Origin of the sequence: Amycolatopsis sp. NPDC048633 (assembly GCF_040650695.1) — a bacterium.
Taxonomy (GTDB): domain Bacteria; phylum Actinomycetota; class Actinomycetes; order Mycobacteriales; family Pseudonocardiaceae; genus Amycolatopsis.
This window is the reverse complement of record NZ_JBEZHS010000015.1, coordinates 200,482-218,407: the sequence shown is the minus strand read 5'-3', so window position 1 is coordinate 218,407 and position 17,926 is coordinate 200,482. Positions and strand designations below refer to the sequence as shown.

The 17,926-nt window shown below is 71.1% G+C and carries 14 protein-coding genes; 13 read left to right on the top strand and 1 reads right to left on the bottom strand.

Going from position 1 to position 17,926, the window contains the following annotated elements:
• The first annotated feature begins 138 nt into the window (after positions 1–138).
• The 13 genes from AB0C38_RS26320 (at position 139) to AB0C38_RS26260 (ending at position 16,378) form a co-directional block, all read left to right on the top strand.
• Positions 139–1,092, top strand: a complete 954-nt coding sequence (locus AB0C38_RS26320) for a Ppx/GppA phosphatase family protein (RefSeq protein WP_360677949.1) — start codon at positions 139–141, stop codon at positions 1,090–1,092.
• 342 nt (positions 1,093–1,434) lie between these two features.
• On the top strand, positions 1,435–3,060 hold the full coding sequence (locus tag AB0C38_RS26315) for an ABC transporter substrate-binding protein (protein ID WP_360677947.1): 1,626 nt from the start codon (positions 1,435–1,437) through the stop codon (positions 3,058–3,060).
• 91 nt (positions 3,061–3,151) lie between these two features.
• A complete protein-coding gene (locus AB0C38_RS26310; protein WP_360677945.1) occupies positions 3,152–4,081 on the top strand; it encodes an ABC transporter permease in 930 nt (309 codons plus the stop codon).
• A complete protein-coding gene (locus AB0C38_RS26305; protein WP_360677943.1) occupies positions 4,074–5,027 on the top strand; it encodes an ABC transporter permease in 954 nt (317 codons plus the stop codon). Before AB0C38_RS26310 ends, AB0C38_RS26305 begins: the two co-directional genes overlap by 8 nt.
• 6 nt (positions 5,028–5,033) lie before the next feature.
• The gene (locus tag AB0C38_RS26300; protein WP_360677941.1) at positions 5,034–6,029 is read left to right on the top strand and encodes an ABC transporter ATP-binding protein; all 996 of its coding nucleotides are present in this window, start codon (positions 5,034–5,036) and stop codon (positions 6,027–6,029) included.
• Positions 6,022–7,020, top strand: a complete 999-nt coding sequence (locus tag AB0C38_RS26295; RefSeq protein ID WP_360677939.1) for a dipeptide ABC transporter ATP-binding protein — start codon at positions 6,022–6,024, stop codon at positions 7,018–7,020. The genes AB0C38_RS26300 and AB0C38_RS26295 overlap by 8 nt, the downstream gene beginning before the upstream one ends.
• 103 nt (positions 7,021–7,123) lie before the next feature.
• Complete coding sequence (locus AB0C38_RS26290; protein ID WP_360677967.1) at positions 7,124–8,815, top strand: S8 family serine peptidase; 1,692 nt, start codon at positions 7,124–7,126, stop codon at positions 8,813–8,815.
• Between the two features lie 154 nt (positions 8,816–8,969).
• Complete coding sequence (locus tag AB0C38_RS26285) at positions 8,970–9,362, top strand: hypothetical protein (RefSeq protein ID WP_360677937.1); 393 nt, start codon at positions 8,970–8,972, stop codon at positions 9,360–9,362.
• 67 nt (positions 9,363–9,429) lie between these two features.
• A complete protein-coding gene (locus tag AB0C38_RS26280; RefSeq protein ID WP_360677935.1) occupies positions 9,430–10,221 on the top strand; it encodes a hypothetical protein in 792 nt (263 codons plus the stop codon).
• 61 nt (positions 10,222–10,282) lie between these two features.
• A complete protein-coding gene (locus AB0C38_RS26275) occupies positions 10,283–11,071 on the top strand; it encodes a hypothetical protein (protein WP_360677934.1) in 789 nt (262 codons plus the stop codon).
• Positions 11,068–11,850 carry a hypothetical protein gene (locus AB0C38_RS26270; protein WP_360677932.1) on the top strand — a complete coding sequence of 261 codons (783 nt, stop codon included), beginning with the start codon at positions 11,068–11,070 and terminating at the stop codon, positions 11,848–11,850. The genes AB0C38_RS26275 and AB0C38_RS26270 overlap by 4 nt, the downstream gene beginning before the upstream one ends.
• A gap of 186 nt (positions 11,851–12,036) precedes the next feature.
• Positions 12,037–16,104 (top strand): polymorphic toxin-type HINT domain-containing protein, encoded by a 4,068-nt coding sequence (locus tag AB0C38_RS26265; protein ID WP_360677930.1) that lies wholly within the window; start codon positions 12,037–12,039, stop codon positions 16,102–16,104.
• Positions 16,105–16,117: 13 nt separating this feature from the next.
• Positions 16,118–16,378 carry a hypothetical protein gene (locus tag AB0C38_RS26260; protein ID WP_360677928.1) on the top strand — a complete coding sequence of 87 codons (261 nt, stop codon included), beginning with the start codon at positions 16,118–16,120 and terminating at the stop codon, positions 16,376–16,378.
• Between the two features lie 38 nt (positions 16,379–16,416).
• On the opposite strand, the gene AB0C38_RS26255 is transcribed toward AB0C38_RS26260, so the two are convergent.
• On the bottom strand, positions 16,417–17,910 hold the full coding sequence (locus AB0C38_RS26255) for a peptidase S10 (protein WP_360677926.1): 1,494 nt from the start codon (positions 17,908–17,910) through the stop codon (positions 16,417–16,419).
• Positions 17,911–17,926 lie beyond the last annotated feature (16 nt).

The following is a 17,926-nucleotide window of genomic DNA, read 5'->3' as shown; positions in this document are numbered from 1 at the left end:
GCCCCCCCCCCGGTGAGCTCGCGCCCGGGGGCGCCCCCTATTACCTCGTGGGGGCGCGGCTCACCCCCGAATGAGTCATTCGCGACCCTCCGCCGGGAGGCGAGCCGGTGCCGCCGATCCGCCGGTTAGGGTGATCGCATGCCTCGTGTTGCCGCGATCGACTGTGGGACCAACTCCATCCGCCTGCTCGTCGCCGAGCTGACGCCGCGTCACGACGGCACGGTCGACCTGCGCGACCTGCACCGCGAGATGCGGATCGTCCGGCTCGGCCAGGGCGTCGACGCCACCGGCGAGCTGGCCCCCGAGGCGCTGGAGCGGACCAAAGCCGCGCTCGCCGACTACACGGTCGCCGCCCGGCGCAAGGGCGTCGAGAAGGTGCGCATGGTCGCCACCTCCGCCACCCGCGACGCGAAGAACCGCGACGACTTCTTCCGCATGACGCGCGAGACCCTCGGCGTCGAGGCCGAGGTGATCACCGGCGACGAGGAGGCCCGGCTCAGCTTCACCGGCGCGGTCGGCGAGCAGGACCCGGACGACGGCCCGTTCGTCGTGGCCGACGTCGGCGGCGGCTCGACCGAGCTCGTCCTGGGCACGTGGGACGGCCGCAAGGCCGAGGTGATCGCGGCGAAGTCGGTCGACATCGGCTGCGTCCGGATCACCGAGCGCGCGCTGAAGAGCGACCCGCCGACCGCCGAAGAGATCGCCGCCGCCCGCGACCTGGCCGGCAAGGTCCTCACCGACGCGTTCGACGTCGTCGACGTCGCCCGCGCTCGCACGTGGATGGGCGTCGCCGGGACGGTGACCACGCTTTCGGCGATCGCGCTCGGGCTGCCGGAGTACGACAGCGACCGCGTCCACCTGTCGAAGCTCGGTCCGGCCGACATCGACCGGCTCGCGACGAAGCTGCTGGCCGAGAGCCACGCCACCCGCGCGGCGAACCCGGTGATCCACCCGGGCCGCGTCGACGTGATCGCCGGCGGCGCCGTGGTGGTCCAGACCCTCGCCGAGCAGCTCGCGGCCCGCGGCGGCCCGACCGAGCTGGTGGTCAGCGAGCACGACATCCTGGACGGGATCGCCCTGTCGCTCGCCTGATCCATCTTGGACGGGCACCGCACCCCGGTCCCGGCGGTGCGCCCGATCGCGCGCGTCCGGTTCTGGCCACCGCGGGCCCTTGACAAGCTCTCCACCGGCCCTTTCGGACATCCGAAAGGGCTTGTGCCGCAACGGGAATCCATCGCCAACCCTCGGTGAGCGGGTGATGACCACGCGTCCGCGCTAGGCCGTCCGGAGTACCCGAATTCCTACCTTGGTTGTGCTCCAACCAGGTGGTCCTGACGGTCGTCACTGATTTGCAACACCGCAGTCCTGTGATCGCCTTCACCGCCCCCGATAGCGTGCGTCTCACCTTTCGGACAGACGGAGATGGAGGGGATCATGCGTCGTTCGCGCAGGTTCTGGGGACCCACGGTGGTGATGACCTCGCTGGCGCTCGTGCTGGCCGCATGCGGCGGCGGTTCGGGCAGCTCCACGGGTGCCGGCGAGACGAACCCTGACGGCGCCGTCAGCGTCTACGGCACCGAGCCGCAGAACGCGCTGGTCCCGACGAACATCAACGACCTCGGCGGCACCAAGGCCATTCAGGTCATGTTCGCGACGCTGGTCGGCTTCAAGGGTGCGGACGCCAAGCCGTTCAACCTGATGGCCGACTCGATCACGACGACCGACTCCAAGGTCTACGACATCAAGATCAAGCAGGGCTGGAAGTTCCACGACGGCACCGAGGTGAAGGCGCACAACTTCATCGACGCCTGGAACTACGGCGCCTACGCCCCGAACGGGCAGCTCAACACCGACTTCTACTCGAACATCCAGGGGTACAAGGACGTCCACCCCGCGGACGAGAACGCCAAGCCGACCACGGACAAGATGTCCGGCCTGGTGCAGAAGGGCGACTACGAGTTCCAGGTCACCCTCGACACGCCGTTCTCGGTGTTCGACATCAAGGTCGGCTACCAGGCGTTCGCGCCGCTGCCCGACGTGTTCTTCAAGGACCCCAAGGGCTTCGAGCAGCACCCGGTCGGCAACGGCCCGATGAAGTTCGTCTCGCGGACGCCGAACCAGGACATCAAGCTCACCCGCAACGACGACTACAAGGGTGACGACAAGGTCCACTTCAAGGACCTCGACATCAAGATCTACTCCAGCCAGGAGACGGCCTACCAGGACCTGCTGAGCGGGCGGCTCGACTTCATGGAGGCGCTGCCGCCGTCGGCCGTCGCGGGCGGCAAGTACAAGGCCGACCTCGGCGACCGCCTGGTCACCGGCCACCTGCTCGGGATCAGCACCATCGCCCTGCCGTACTACGTGCCGGGCTACGACAACCTCGAGCTGCGCAAGGCCATCTCGATGTCGATCGACCGGGCGCAGATCACCAAGACCGTCATGAACGACACGTACGTGCCGGCCGACGGCTACATCTCGCAGGGCATCCCCGGTGCCCGGCCGGGCGTCTGCGAGTTCTGCAAGTTCGACCCGGCGGCGGCCAAGGAGGCCTTCGCGAAGTCCGGCTACAAGGGCAAGCTGACCATCGCGTCCAACGCGGACGGTGGCCGCAAGGAACCGCTGGTCGCGGCGTGCAACAGCATCAAGAACACCCTCGGCGTCGAGTGCGACTTCGTGCCGGCCACCGACTTCGGCCAGTGGCGCAGCATCGTCACCGGGCACAAGCTCACCGGCATGGGCCGGTCGGACTGGTCGGCGGACTACCCGTCCATCGAGGACTTCCTCAACCCGATCTACAAGACCGGCGGCTCCTCGAACGACTCGACGTACTCGAACCCGAAGGTCGACGCGCTCCTCGCCCAGGCGGACGCCACCGCCGACAAGGACGCCGCGGTCAAGCTGTACCAGCAGGCCGAGGACCTGATCGCGAAGGACCTGCCGTCGATCCCGACGTGGGACGAGAAGGGCGTCGCGGCGAAGTCGAAGAACCTGAAGTCCGCGGCGCTGGACTTCCGCCGCATGCCGGACTTCCCGTCCATCGAGGTCCTGAAGAAGTAGTGACGCGCTGATCTGCCGTTACCACCACCACGGCGTCGTGGGCGGGAGCACCTTCCCGCCCACGACGCCCGGCGCGCACTAGGAACCCGTCATGATCCGCTATGTCCTCCGGCGGCTGCTCCAGCTGATCCCGGTGTTCTTCGGCACCACCTTCCTCATCTACGTCCTGGTCTGGGCCGTGCCCGGCGACCCGTTCTCCGGCAAGTGCGGCCAGACCGCCTGCCCGCCGGCCTACATCGCCCAGATGACCGAGAAGTTCCACCTGGACGACAACCTCTTCGTGCAGTACTTCAAGTACCTCGGGAGCCTGTTCACCGGCGACTGGGGCGAGACCTTCAACGGCACCTCGGTCGGCGAGCTGATCGCCACGTCGTACCCGATCACGCTGCGCCTGGCCGTGATCGCGGTGGTCATCGAGGCCCTCATCGGGCTCACCGCCGGCGTGCTGACCGGCCTGCGCGGCAAGGGTTTCCTCGACAACCTCGTGCTGGTCTCGACCACGTTCCTGATCTCGCTGCCGGTGTTCGTCACCGCGATCGTGCTGCAGCTCGCGCTGGGCAGCAACGGCCTCGGCCTGATCGAGGCGAGCGTGTCCGACAACCCCAGCGTCGGCGAGCTCATCGTGCCCGGCATCGCGCTCGGCAGCCTGTCGATGGCCTACGTGGCGCGGCTGGCGAGAACGAGCATCGCCGAAAACCGCCGCGCCGACTACGTGCGCACGGCGATCGCGAAAGGCCAGCCGAACAGCCGCGTCGTCGGCGTCCACCTGCTCCGCAACTCGGTGATCCCGGTGCTCACCTTCCTCGGTACCGACCTGGGCGCACTGATGGGCGGCGCGATCGTCACCGAGGGCGTGTTCAACATCAACGGCCTGGGCGGGCTCATCTTCCGCGGCATCCAGAACCGGGAGAGCGCGACCGTCGTCGGCGTGGTCGTCCTGCTGGTGCTGGTGTACCTGCTGATGAGCCTGATCGTCGACCTGCTCTACGCCGTTCTCGACCCGAGGATCCGCTATGACTGACCCGAACCTGGTGGGTGGCGGCGGGGCCGACGCGGCCGAGCTGTCCCGCGTCGACGACTCCGCGACCAGCCCGCAGAAACCCCGCAGCCTCTGGAGTGACGCGTGGCGCCAGCTGCGGCGCAAGCCCGCGGTCGTCGCCTCCGCCGTGATCATCCTGCTGATCGTCCTGATCGCCGTCGCGCCCGGCCTGTTCAGCTCGCGCGACGCGGGCTTCAGCGACCTGGGGCACGCCAACGAAGGCCCGTCCGCGGAGGCCTGGTTCGGCTACGACAACCAGGGTGCCGACGTGTACGCCCGCACGATCTACGGGACGCGCGCGTCCTTGCTGGTCGGGGTGTTCTCGACGCTGCTGACCGTCCTGTTCGGCTCGCTGGTGGGCATCATCGCCGGCTACTACGGGCGGTTCATCGACAGCCTGCTGTCGCGCTTCGGCGACATCTTCGCCGGCCTGCCGTTCGTGCTCGGCGCGATCGTCATCCTGACGACGTTCAACGCGCCCGGCACCAGCCCCGGCGCGGTCACGATCATCGTCCAGGTCGTCTGCTCCATCGCGGTGCTGAGCTGGCCGGTGGCGATGCGGATCATGCGCTCGGCGACGCTGGTGGCCAAGCAGCTCGACTACGTCAAGGCCGCGCGCGGCCTCGGCGCGAGCACGCCGCGGATCATCTTCCGGCACCTGCTGCCCAACACGATCGCGCCGGTGCTCGTGTACGCCACCATCGCGCTCGGCGCGTTCATCGGCGCCGAGGCGACGCTGGCCTACCTCGGCATCGGCGTGCGCGCGCCGGTGATCTCGTGGGGCGTGATGATCAGCGACTCGCGGGACTACTTCCGCAGTGACCCGCACATGCTGCTGTTCCCCGGTGCCTTCGTCACCCTGACCGTGCTGGCCTTCGTGATGCTGGGTGACGGCATCCGCGACGCGCTCGATCCGAAGTCGAGGTAGATCCCCTTGTCCGACAACGAACTCCTGCTCGAAGTAGAGGATCTGCACGTCGAGTTCCGCACCTCCGACGGCGTCGCCAACGTGCTCAACGGCGTCGGCTATTCGGTGCACGCCGGGGAGACCCTGGCAGTGCTCGGCGAGTCCGGCTCCGGCAAGAGCGTCACGGCGCAGACCGTGATGGGCATCCTCGACATGCCGCCCGGGGTGATCACCGGCGGCGCCGTGCGCTGGCGCGGCGAAGACCTGCTGACGGCGTCCGAGGACCGGCGTCGCGAGGTGCGCGGCAGCGAGATCGCGATGATCTTCCAGGACGCGCTGTCCGCGCTGAACCCGGTGTTCACCGTCGGCTTCCAGATCGAAGAGCAGCTCACCGTGCGGCTCGGGATGTCCAAGAAGGACGCCCGCAAACGCGCGATCGAGCTGCTCGACATCGTGCGCATCCCGGCCGCGGCCCGGCGGATCAAGGACTACCCGCACCAGTTCTCCGGCGGCATGCGCCAGCGCGCGATGATCGCGATGTCCCTCGCGCTGGACCCGGACCTGCTCATCGCCGACGAGCCGACCACCGCCCTCGACGTCACCGTGCAGGCCCAGATCATGGACCTGCTGGCGGAAATCCAGGCGGAACGGAAGATGGGGCTCGTGCTCATCACCCACGACCTGGCGGTGGTGGCCGAAGTCGCCGACCGGATCGCGGTGATGTACGCGGGCCGGATCGTCGAACAGGCCGACGTCGTCGAGCTGTTCCGCGCGCCGGGCCACCCCTACACCGCCGCGCTGATGGACTCCCTGCCCCGGCTCGACCTCAAAGGACAGACGCTGGAAACCATCAAGGGCCTGCCGCCGAGCCTGCTCGACATCCCGCCGGGCTGCGCGTTCCACCCCCGGTGCAAGCGGGCCGAAGCCAAGTGCAGCGTGGACGTCCCGCCACCGCTCGGGATCGGCTTCGGCCGGACCAGCGCGTGCCACTTCGCCGAAGAGGTGGTGAACTCCCGTGCCTGAACCCATTCTCTCGGTCAGTGACCTGAAGAAGTACTTCCCGGTCCGCACCGGCATCCTGTTCAAGCGCACGATCGGCCAGGTCAAGGCGGTCGACGGCGTCTCGTTCGACCTGATGCCCGGCGAGACGCTCGGCGTGGTCGGCGAGTCCGGCTGCGGCAAGTCGACCCTCGCCCAGGTGCTGATGCGGCTGGAGGAGCCGACCGGCGGCAGCGCGAAGTTCGAGGGCCGCGACATCTTTTCCATGCGCGGCACCGAACTGCGGAAACTGCGGCGCGAGATCCAGATCGTGCTGCAGGACCCGTACACCTCGCTGAACCCGCGGATGACCGTCGGCGACATCGTCGGCGAGCCGTTCGAGATCCACTCCGACGTCGCGCCGAAGGGCTCGCGGGCGAAGAAGGTGCAGGAGCTGCTGGAGGTGGTCGGGCTCAACCCCGAGCACCTCAACCGCTACCCGCACCAGTTCTCCGGCGGGCAGCGCCAGCGCATCGGCATCGCGCGGGCGCTCGCGCTGCGGCCCAAGGTGATCATCTGCGACGAGCCGGTGTCCGCGTTGGACGTCTCGATCCAGGCGCAGGTGATGAACCTCCTCGGCGACCTGCAGGGCGAGTTCGGACTGTCCTACGTGTTCATCGCGCACGACCTTTCCGTGGTGCGCCACCTGTCCAACCGGGTCGCGGTGATGTACCTCGGCAAGATCGTGGAGATCGGCACCGACGAGGAGATCTACGAGCGACCGTCCCACCCGTACACCCAGGCGCTGCTGTCCGCGGTGCCGGTGGCGGACCCGGCCGTGCGCGGGCAGCGGCAGATCATCCGGCTCGAAGGCGACGTCCCGAGTCCCCTGGATCCCCCGTCCGGCTGCCGGTTCCGCACCCGGTGCTGGAAGGCGCAGGACATCTGCGCTTCGGAGGTGCCGGAGCTGGTGCCGCGGACGGACGGCCACTTGTCAGCTTGTCACTTCGCGGAGCAGAAGTCGGTTGTTCCGTAACGTACGTTTGGCCGTTGTAACCACAATGTCCGATCTATACGGTGCAGGAACCGCTTTCCCGAGGAGGAGAATCGTGAAGAGACCCAGGCTTCTCGCCGCGGCCATGGCCGTCCCGCTGTTCGGGGCGATCTCGGCCGTCGCGGTCCCGGTCGCGTCGGCGCAGCCCGCGCTGTCCGGCCCGGCCACCGAATTCACCGTGCTCGCCAAGGACACCCAGAGCATCGGCACCGCCCAGCAGGCGATCCGCGCCGCGGGTGGCACGGTGCTGGAGACGAACACCGCCGTCGGTCTCATCAAGGCCAGCGCCCCGGCCACCGGGTTCGGCGAGCGCGTCTCGACGAACCGGGCCGTGTTCGGCGCGGCCAAGGCCCAGGTCATCGGCTCGGTGCCGAAGGACGGCAAGAAGGCCAAGAACAACACCGTCGAAAAGGAAGGCCGCGGCACGGCCAAGGGGAACGCCGCCGCGAAGAAGGCCGCCGGACTGGACCCGCTGGACGACCAGCTCTGGGGCCTCAAGTCCGTCCGTTCGGACCTTTCCCGCACCAAGCAGCCGGGCAGCAAGCAGGTCAAGGTCGGCGTCATCGACACCGGCGTCGACGGCACCCACCCGGACATCGCGCCGAACTTCGACGCGGCCGACTCGCGCAACTTCGTCAAGGACATCCCGTTCGACGTCAACGGCGTCGAGGTCGACGGCCCGTGCGAGTTCCGCGGCTGCGTCGACCCGGCCAACCACGACGACGGCGGGCACGGCACGCACGTCGCCGGCACCATCGCCGCCGCGGCCAACGGCTTCGGCGTCTCCGGTGTCGCGCCGAACGTGACGCTGGTGAACATCCGCGCCGGCCAGGACTCGGGCTACTTCTTCCTGCAGCCGACGGTCGACGCGCTGACCTACGCCGGCGACGCGGGCATCGACGTGGTCAACATGAGCTTCTACACGGACCCGTGGCTGTACAACTGTGCCGCGAACCCGGCCGACTCGGCCGCGGAACAGGCCGAGCAGCGCACGATCATCGAGGCGACCCAGCGCGCGCTGAACTACGCGCACCGCAAGGGCGTCACGATGGTGGTCGCGCTGGGCAACCAGCACACCGACCTCGGTGCGCCGCAGCCCGACACGACCAGCCCGGACTACCCGGCCAACACGACGCACCCGCGTCAGGTCGACAACAACTCCTGCCTGAACCTGCCGGTCGAGGGCAACCACACGATCGGCGTCGGGGCTTTCGGCCCGTCGCAGGCGAAGGCGGACTACTCGAACTACGGCACCGAGCAGATCTCGGTTTCCGCGCCGGGCGGCTACTTCCGCGACGGTTTCGGCACGCCGTGGTTCCGCACGGTCGAGAACGAGATCCTCTCGACGTACCCGAAGAACGTGGGTGTGGCCGAAGGCACCATCGACGCGGCGGGCAACGTGACGCCGGCGGGTGTCGACCTGGGCGTCCAGAAGGCGACGGCGGCCGACGGCCGGGTCGGCTACTACCAGTGGCTGCAGGGCACGTCGATGGCGTCGCCGCACGCGACCGGCGTCTCGGCGCTGATCGTTTCGCAGTACGGCAAGAAGTCGGGTGCCGGCTTCGGCCTGGACCCGGACAAGGTCCAGCGCGTGCTCGAGGGCACGGCGTCGGACATCGCCTGCCCGGTGCCGCGGACGGTGGACTACGTGGACGAAGGCCGCGGGCCGGAGTTCACGGCCACCTGCGAAGGTGGCCCGTCGTTCAACGGCTTCTACGGCAACGGCGCGGTCGACGCCTACGCCGCGGTGACCCGCGGATCGCAGTACCTGAAGTAGGTTTTCCGGAAACGGCCCACCTCCGCCAGCCGGGGGTGGGCCGTTTTCCGATTGTCGGGGGACGGATGGCCCCGGATGGGCTCCGCAAGACCGCGCCGCACGCGCTGAACGGCATCCACGCGCCGATGATGGCCGACGACCTCGCCATGGTGCTGTGGAGTACCGGGACGGCGAGGCCAACGACGAGTTCCTCACGCGGTCCGACTGGCCGATGCGGGCCAGGGTCGTCCGCGAAGTGCTGTCGGAGAGCCAGGAACTGTGGATGCTCAAGCGGTTCTTGTCGATGAGGTTCGAGAAGAGCCCGCCTTCGCCGCACCTCGACCGGCTGCACGAGCGGATCCACGACCTGAGCGTCCACCTGCCGCCGGAGCGGATCGCCGAGAAGAGGGCCGACCGCGAGCAGCCCGGCGAGCCGGAGATCCGGTGGGAGATCGCCGAGGACCGGCACGGGGCGCTGGTGGGCCAGGAGCGGATCGCGCAGGTCGGCGCGATCGGTGTGCTGGAAGCGCTTTCGCTGCCCGAGCGGTACTTCGGGCGGCACAAGTAACTTCGGCGGAGGAGCCAACCTCCCCCGGGCTTTCCGCGTGTACGACGGGACGAGGGGGAGGTTTCGGGTGGACGTGCACGAACCGGCGTTGCCGGTGGATCCGCGGTTGCCGGGCGAGCCGACGGTCGCGGAGGTGGGCGCCGCGCGGATGTGGCTGGGCCGCCGCGGGGTGTCGGTCTGGCTCCCGACCCGTCTGCTGGCCCTGCGCATCGGTTCCCGGGAGTGGGCCACCCGGACGTTGCCGTGGTTCGTGGTCGCCTTCGGCGCGGCGACCGCGGCGAGCTCCGCGTTCCGGCAGGTGCCCGGCCGGCTGGGGGCGGTCTTCGTCGTCGCCGCCGTCCTGCAGGTGGTCCGCTGGCGCGAGGTCCACCGCCGCGAAGACGTCGCCGAGCGCCTGGCGGGCACCGGCGCCCCGCCCGCACTGCGGGAAGCGGCGCGGCAGGTGGGCTGGTGGTACCTGGCCGCCACGACGATCACGTTCGGCGGGGGAGCGGCGTTGTGCGCGACCACGATCGTCGTCGCGCCGTCCTTCGACGCCTTCGCGCAGACGTTCGCGCTGGCCGTCGGGGCCGGAGCCACCGCAGCCGTCCTCGGCCGCATCCTGCGCGCCCCGGTCATCGCCGAGGACCCGACGTCGTACGCCGTTGACGGCCTGCTCCGGGGGCAGGACGCCTACCGCTACGCGCCGCCGGCGTTGTTCGCCATGGTGGCGATGCCCCTGGCCGCGGTCGACTGGCTCTCCCCGGGCCTGCTGGGGTGGTCGGCGTCGGCGTACTTGGCGCTCGCGGGTGGTGCGCACCTGATCGGCTGGCTGGTGGCGCGGCGCCGGAAACTGCCGGCGGGTTTCTACGGCCGGTAAACCCTTTCGGCGCTTCGGGCGTGTAGGTCGGGGGAGGGTCCCGCGTGTCGGAGGTGACCGGATGATCGTGTTGTCGGCGGAAGAGCGGGCCGCGGTCAAATGGCTCGGCGGCCGCGGTGTCCGGGTGGCCGAGCCGGCCACGTCGCTGACCGCGCGGCTCAGCGTCCGCGGCGGGAAGCGGGCGCCCGAGGCCTTCACCGCAGTCTTCCTCGTGAACGCGGTGATCTTCATCGGCATCGCCGGCTACCAGTTCCTGCGGCTCCTGCCCGGAGTGGACCGGAGCAGCGACCTGCCGGACGGCGGGTGGTGGTCCTTGATCGCCGCCTCGGTGCTGCTCACGGCATGGCTCCACCTCCGTGCCGGCGACCGGCGGGCGGCCGTGCAGCTGGGGGACCGGCGCCTGGACCGGCCGCGGCCGCCGTGGCGGGAGGTCGTGAACGGCTGGTACCTGACGACGTTGCTGATCACCTTCGGCGGGGGAGCCGCGCTCGGGATCGCGCTGGCGGCGACGGGCTCGGTCTGGGCGCTGTTCTGGCTCGGCCTGCTCGCGCTGGGCGCCGTCGTGGACGCGGTGATCCTGACCGGCGTGGTCCGGCGGCCTGTGCTCGCCGAGGACGAAGGTTCGCTGGCCGTCGACGCCGTGACGCGGCTGGAAGACGTCCAGCTCGCCATGCCGTCGCTCTTCGCGGTGCCGGTGGTCGCCGACCTCGTGTTCCGGGACGCGCCGGCCTGGCCGTGGCTGACCGGCTACGTGGTGCTCGCGGTGGCCACGCACGTCGTCGTGTGGTTCGCCCAGCGGCGCCGGGTGCCCGCGTTGCCCGCGGACGCCTGCTACGAGGAGGCGGCATGAGCACCACGGCCGAGCAGCGGATGGGGCTGCGCTGGCTGGCGAGCCGCGGTCGACGCGTGGCGACGCCGACGCCGTACATCGACGCGCTGCTGGTCACCCGCAACGCCGTCACGATCCGCAGCGTGCCGTGGTTCCTGCTGTTCGGCGTGCTCGCGCTCGTCGGCGCGGTCGGTCACGTGCGGCTCTTCGGGGCGGCCGTGAGCACGCCCGCGTACTTCGGCTGCTTCGTCGTCCAGCTGACGATCTGGCGGGGCGTCCGGTCCCGGCAACGGCAGCTGGCGAAGCACACGCGCCCGTGGCCCGGCGCGGTGACGAAACCGCTCAGCGGCTGGTTCATCGCGGCCGGCGTGCTGGCCTACGGCGGCGGCGCGGCTCTCGCGCTCTCGATGCTTTCCGCGGCACCGGCCTACGCCGCCGGCTGGCTGACCCTGCTCGGGGTGAGCCTGCTCTGCGGCGGCGGGATCCTGATCAGCTTCGTGCGCGCCCCGGTGCTCGCCGAGGACGAGTCCTCGTTCGCGGTGTACCGCCGGCTGCTGGCGGAGAACCTCCACGGGGCGTCGCCGTCCTTCGCGGCGGTTCCGCCGATCCTGGACGTCGTCACCCACCGGCTGCCGCCGGGGTACGGGCCGCTGCTGGTCGCGTACGCCGGTTTGGTCGTCGTTGCGGAGCTGATCGCCTACGTCCGGGGCCGCCGGCCCCTGCCGCCCGGCCACTACGGCGTCCCGCTCCCGGACCAGTCCACTGTGGACCTCTCGCCCCCGGAAAGCGGTTTGGCCTGATTTCGCCGAATGCTTCCGGAATCGGTGTTTTGCCTGGTGAGAGCGTGATCGTTGCGCCATCCGGTCGTTGACAGCCGAGGCTTCGATCGGGAAATCTTCGACCTGAGGAAAAACGGTCGGGGACCCGGATTCCGTTCGAGGGGGACATTCACCGTGCGCACCGCGCTGAGACGATTTCGTGCTGCCTTGATCACGACGGCGGTCGTCGCCGTGACGGCCGGAGCGGTCGCCGTGCCGGCCGCCGTCGCCGACGACGCCCCGCCCGCTTCGGCACCGTCGGTCCCGCCGACGGACCGGGCGAAGGTCGCGTTCATCTGGAAGTTCGGCGGGCCGGTGAGCCGGGCCGACGCGGCCGTGGCGCTGGCCGGCACCGACGCCGACGTCGCCCGGTTCCTCACCACGCAGCTGGCGCGGGACAGCGGGATCGACCACGACGTCCACGTCAACCAGATCATGGCCGCCGGGGACTCGGCGACGCGGAGCGCGGGGCAGCGGGCCCTGGACGCGGGCACCGACACCGCGCTGACCGACTTCCTGGACACCGGCTGGGAGGCGGCCTACGGCGTCGACCTGCGGGTGCGCGTCAACCAGGTGCTCGCGGCCGGGGGTTCGCAGGTCAAGGCCGCGGCCCAGCGGGCGCTGGACGACGGCAGCACCGACGCGCTGGCGCAGTTCCTGGCGGCCGGCTGGCGCTCGGCGTTCGAGATGGACCAGCGGCTGCGCGTCAACCAGGCCATGTCCGCCGGCGGACCCGAGGTACAGGCGGTCGCCCAGCAGGCGCTCGACGACGGCAGCGTGGACGCCTACACCCGGTTCCTCGGTATCGACCTTCCCGTCGCGCAGGCCCGTGACGCCGAGACGGCCGACATCACGCAGCTCGCCGCCACCGCCTCGAACGCCGCTTCGCAGGCCGCCACCGAAACCCAGGCGGCGAAGGAGGCTTCGGATCGCGCGGTCGCGGAAGCGGCGGCGGCGCAGGCCGCGGCCCAGGCGGCCAAGGACGCCGCGGCCGCCGCCCAGGGACATTCGGAGCAGGCGACCGACGCGGCCGGCCGGGCGGCGTTCGCCGCGCAGCAGGCGGCCGCCACCGCGCGGCAGGCCATCGGGGCCGCCAATGCGGCGTCCGCCGCCGCGAACACCGCCGCCGCGGCGGCTTCCCGGGCCGCCGCGGCCGCGGCGGCCGCCGGGCGGGCCGCGTCCAACGCCTACGACGCCGCCGCGCTGGCGGTCGGGGACAAGAAGAAGGCCGCGGACGCGAAGTTCGCGGCCCAGGTGGCTCGCGACGCGGCCAACGCCGCGTCGACCGCGGCGAACGCCGCCGACTGGGCGCGAACCGCGTCGCAGCAGGCCGGGATCGCCGGCAGCGCCGCCGGAGACGCGGCCAGCCGGTCTGTCGCGGCCGCGAACGCCGCGACCGAGGCGGCCGACAACGCCGCGGCCGCCGGAGCCGACGCGAGCGCGGCCAGGGCCGCCGCGGCGCGAGCGCGGGCCGAGGCGGCGCGCGCCGTCGCCGCGGCGAACGCCAGCCGGTCCTGGGCGAACCAGGCGGCCGACCAGGCCGGTATCGCGGCGGTGGCCGCCCGGGCCGCCGGTACGGACGCGACCAACGCGGCCAACGCCGCCGAAGACGCGGCCGCGCACGCCGGCGAGGCCGCGGACGCCGCTCAGAAGGCGACCGAGCACGCGAACGCCGCGTCGGCCGCGGCGACAGCGGCGGTCAACGCCACCAACCAGGCGACGCAGATCGCCACCGCAGCCCGGCAAGCCGACGCCGACCGGATCGCGCTGGCCGGCCAGCAGGCCGACGACGCCGCCCGCGAAGCCGTCGGGGTCGCGGCCTCGATCCCCGCGAAGCCGCGGTGGGACGCGGACCAGGCAAGCACCTGGGACGCCGAAACGAACCGGATGATCGCCGAGGCGGCCGCCCCGGGCACCGACCGCGGCACCGCCGTCGCCGACGCCCGCAAGGTCGCCATGAAGCTTGGCGAGGGGGCCGGCCCGTGGACGCAGGCCGCCGCGATCGGGGCCCTCGGCCAGCCGGACGACCAGGCCCTCGAGTTCGTCCGCCACGGCCTGGCCGTAGCCGCCGGCCAGGACGACCGGACGATCCTGGACGACCTGGTCACGACCGGGACGAGCGCGTTCAAGACGGCCGGTACCGCGGCCCTCGCCGGGTCCGACGCCGAGGTCCTCGCCTTCCTCCGCGGCCGGGACTACCCCGGGCGCGAGCAGGACGACCGCATCCAGGTGGACCAGGTGATGGCCACCGCCCGCGCCGCTGGGCGGACCACCGTGGTGACCGACGGGCAGCGCGCCCTCGACGCCGGCGGCGACACCCCGCTGCGGCAGTTCCTCGAAGCCGAGCAGTACACGGCGGCGGCCAGCGACGACCGTGTCCGGGCCAACCAGATCCTGGCCGCGGCGACGAGCTCGGGTTCGCGGGAGCTCGCGGCCACGGCGCAGGCCGCGCTCGACGGCCCGGCCCAGCTGCTGCAGCAGTTCCTCTCGGTCGGGCAGTTCACCGCGGCCCGCCGGGACCAGAACACCGCCGCGCACTACGCGGCGATCGACAGCCTGCTGGCGCAAGCGGCCAAGGCCGCGGCCGACGCCACGCACGACGCCGACGACGCGCAGGCGGCGGCCGCGCGGGCCCGGAACGCGGCGCAGGAGGCCGCCGACTACGCGAATCAGGCCGCCACCGCGGCCAGCCAGGCGGCCGGGTACGCCAACCAGGCTCAGGCCGCGGCGGCTCAGGCCGCGAACTCGGCCCAGCAGGCCCAGCACTCCGCGGCGACCGCCGCGCAGGCCGCCGCCTCGGCGGTCGCCTCGGCCGATCGGGCCGGCCGGTCGGCGTTGTCCGCGGAGCACTCCGCCCAGCTCGCCGCCGGCTACGCGCAGCAGGCGAGTTCGTCCGCGCGGATCGCGTTCGACGCCGCCGTCCAGGCGGGCAAGGACGCCGGCGACGCGGCGGAAGCCGCTCGTCAGGCGTGGCAAACCGTGGTGACGAAGGCCAACACGGAGAAGCAGAAGGTCATCGACGACCGCACCACGGCCTGTCAGAACCGGCCGCAGAGCGGCTCGATCATGCTCAGCACGCCGGACTGCATCCTGCTGGTCACGGGCACGGACGCCGACCGTGAACGCATCTTCGGGAAGATGCAGGACGTCTGCCGCCGGCTCAACGAGGGCGACGACGACCTGATCAACCGGTGCCTGGACCCGAACAACATGTGGGACCCGAACTTCAACCCGCTGCCCGACCCGGCCGCGGCGATGGCGGCCCACACGATGATCGGCCCGCCCGGGGAGGGCGCGGCGCTCGAAGGCCTCGAAGAGCTCATCGGGATCGCCGAAGAAGGCGCCGAAGCGCTCTCGGTGGCGGCCGAGGCGAGCAAGCTCGCGGCCGCGGTCAACGAGGCCTCGACGAGCGAACGGCTGCTCGGCGAGGACGCGGGCCTGGCGGAGGACGCCGAGCGGCTGGCGCGGATGGGGCCGTGCGGGCGCAACAGCTTCACCGGTGACACCCCGGTCCTGATGGCCGACGGTTCGGCCAAGCCGATCGCGGATGTCGTGGCCGGCGACCGGATCGCCAACGCCGCGCCCGAAAGCCCGGTCACGCAGCAGCACGCCGTCGACGCGGTGGTCGTGACCGACGACGACACCGAGTTCACCGACGTCACCGTGGCCACGCCTAGTGGCCCGGAGACGATCAAGAGCACCGCCCACCACCCGTTCTGGGACGCCACGACGCGGCGGTGGACCGACGCCGCCCAGGTCCGCCCGGGCGACGAGCTCGACACCACCGGCGGGCAGCACGTCACCGTGCTCGCCAACCGGCCGCACGGGGGGAACGTCCGGACCTACAACCTGACCGTCGACACCCTGCACACGTACTACGTGCTCGCGGGCGCCACGCCGGTGCTGGTCCACAACACGGGTGAGCTCTGCGACATCAACGACTTCCGGGCGGGCGACGAGTTCTACCACCGGATGTCCACCGCGCAGGGCGACGTCGAAATGCTCTCCGGCATCAGCACCGAGGGCACGACGCTTACGCTGTCCGACGTGGCCGTCTACGGCACGGACGGGCTCGAGCGGGGCGCGCTGGACTCCGGGGCGGTCCTGCGGGAGCTGCGGACGGTCATCCAGCCGGCCGCGAAGGCCCAGGGCTTCACCGAGCTCAGGATCACCGGGGTCCGGCGGACCGGGCCCGTCGGCCACCCGGTCGACATAGTCATCGACCTGACGAAGTGACGGAGGCGGGAGCGTGATCGACGCGACGGGGTACGAACGGTTCCTCGCGGAGGCCCGGGCGTCCCTCGCGGCCGGGGCCGGGCTGGACGAGGTGCTGGCCGTGCTCCGGCGCCGCGGGTTTTCCCCGGTGGACAGCATCCGGGCGGTCCGCGCACTGACCGGCGTCTCCCTGGCCGAGGGCAAGGAGATCGTGCACGTCAGCCCGGCGTGGGCGGACACCCGGGAGCGCGCCGACGAACTGCACCGCTCGCTGGAAGAAGGCCTGACCGACTGACGTCGTGGGGCCGGCACGCACGCCGGCCCCACCGGACGTCAGCGGTTCGAGGCCTTCTTGACGAACTTCGCGAGGTCCTTCGCCTGCTGGACCCGGCTCGGCTCGTGGACGTACATCATGTGCCCCGCCGGGTAGTACGCCGTGTCGATGTTGTCGCGCAGCTCTTCCGGGATCTGCAGGTGGGCCAGCACGTGCTCGGCCGCGAAGTAGGCCGTCGCGCCGTCGTAGTGGCCGAACGCCACGTGGACCTGCAGGTGCGGGTTCGCGCGCATCGCCGCGCTCACCGAGTCGGCCACCGACACCGAGCGGCCCTCGAAGTCCGAATAGGACCACGCCTTGAACGTGTCCTCGTGGATGAGCTCGTACGGCAGGTCGTTCTCGTAGCCCAGCTCGGCCCGCACGTAGTGGTTGAACGACGCCGCGTACGCGCCGATGATGCGGGAGATCGACGGGTCGTCGCTCATGTGCTCGCGGCCGCCGTCCGGCTCCCACGTCGTGAACCGGCCGTCCATGCGGCCGACCGTCAGGCCGCGGTCGCGCAGCAGCTCGGTGAAGAACCGCACGTGCTCGATCCGCAGGTTCACCCGGTCCACATAGGACTCGGTGAGCCCGGTCAGCGACGCCAGCGTGGCGACCGCGTCGGCCCGGTCCTGGGTGGACAGCCGCGCGCCGCGCGAGAGCGCCCACGGCAGGTCCTTCGCCGCGAAGTCCTCGGCGTCGGCGAGGACGTCGTCGAGCGGGCGTTCGCCGTGCAGGCCGTGGTAGTGCGCGATCGCCGCGTACGTCGGTACGTACAGCGCGTACGGCAGGTCGTTGCCCTCGGTGAACCGCAGCGTGCCGAGGTCGAGCACCGACGAGATCAGCAGCAGGCCGTTGAGGTAGAGCCCGTGGCGCTCCTGCAGGTGCGCGGCCAGCCCGGCGGCGCGCAGCGTGCCGTACGACTCGCCGGCCAGGAACTTCGGCGAGAGCCAGCGCTGGTGCCGCGAAACCCACAGCCGGATGATCTCGCCGACCGACTCGATGTCGCCCTGGAAGCCGTGGAAGTCCTTGGTCTCGCCGCCTTCGGACGCGCGCGAGTAGCCGGTCGACACCGGGTCGATGAACACGAGGTCGCTGTGCGCCAGCAGCGTCTCGGGGTTGTCGGTCAGCCCGTAGGGCGGCGGCACGAGGTCGTCGACGTCGCCCGAGAGCACGCGGCGCGGGCCCAGCAGGCCCATGTGGAGCCAGATGCTCGACGAGCCGGGGCCGCCGTTGAAGGCGAACGTCACCGGCCGCGAGCCCGGGTCGGCGTCGTCGAGGGTGTAGGAGGTGATGAACACCTCGGCCTTCGCCTTGAGGCCCTCGGACTTGCCGTCCTTCACGATCTCCTTGCGGAGGACGATCCGCCCCGCCTTCGCCGTGTACGAAAGCTTCTTCCGCTTCACGGTGATCGTGTGCTGCGTGGTGACGATGTCATCGGTGGGCTCGGCCGGGATCTCGGTCGTTTCCGGAGCCTTCTTCTCGGGAGCCTCTTCGGGGGTCGTGTCCGCCATGGACCCAACCTAGTTG

Bases quoted from the DNA above. Each gene is read 5' to 3' on its own strand.
- AB0C38_RS26320 (WP_360677949.1), top strand. From the start codon at position 139: ATGCCTCGTGTTGCCGCGATCGACTGTGGGACCAACTCCATCCGCCTG.
- AB0C38_RS26315 (WP_360677947.1), top strand. From the start codon at position 1,435: ATGCGTCGTTCGCGCAGGTTCTGGGGACCCACGGTGGTGATGACCTCG.
- AB0C38_RS26310 (WP_360677945.1), top strand. From the start codon at position 3,152: ATGATCCGCTATGTCCTCCGGCGGCTGCTCCAGCTGATCCCGGTGTTC.
- AB0C38_RS26305 (WP_360677943.1), top strand. From the start codon at position 4,074: ATGACTGACCCGAACCTGGTGGGTGGCGGCGGGGCCGACGCGGCCGAG.
- AB0C38_RS26290 (WP_360677967.1), top strand. From the start codon at position 7,124: ATGGCCGTCCCGCTGTTCGGGGCGATCTCGGCCGTCGCGGTCCCGGTC.
- AB0C38_RS26275 (WP_360677934.1), top strand. From the start codon at position 10,283: ATGATCGTGTTGTCGGCGGAAGAGCGGGCCGCGGTCAAATGGCTCGGC.
- AB0C38_RS26270 (WP_360677932.1), top strand. From the start codon at position 11,068: ATGAGCACCACGGCCGAGCAGCGGATGGGGCTGCGCTGGCTGGCGAGC.
- AB0C38_RS26255 (WP_360677926.1), bottom strand. From the start codon at position 17,910: ATGGCGGACACGACCCCCGAAGAGGCTCCCGAGAAGAAGGCTCCGGAA.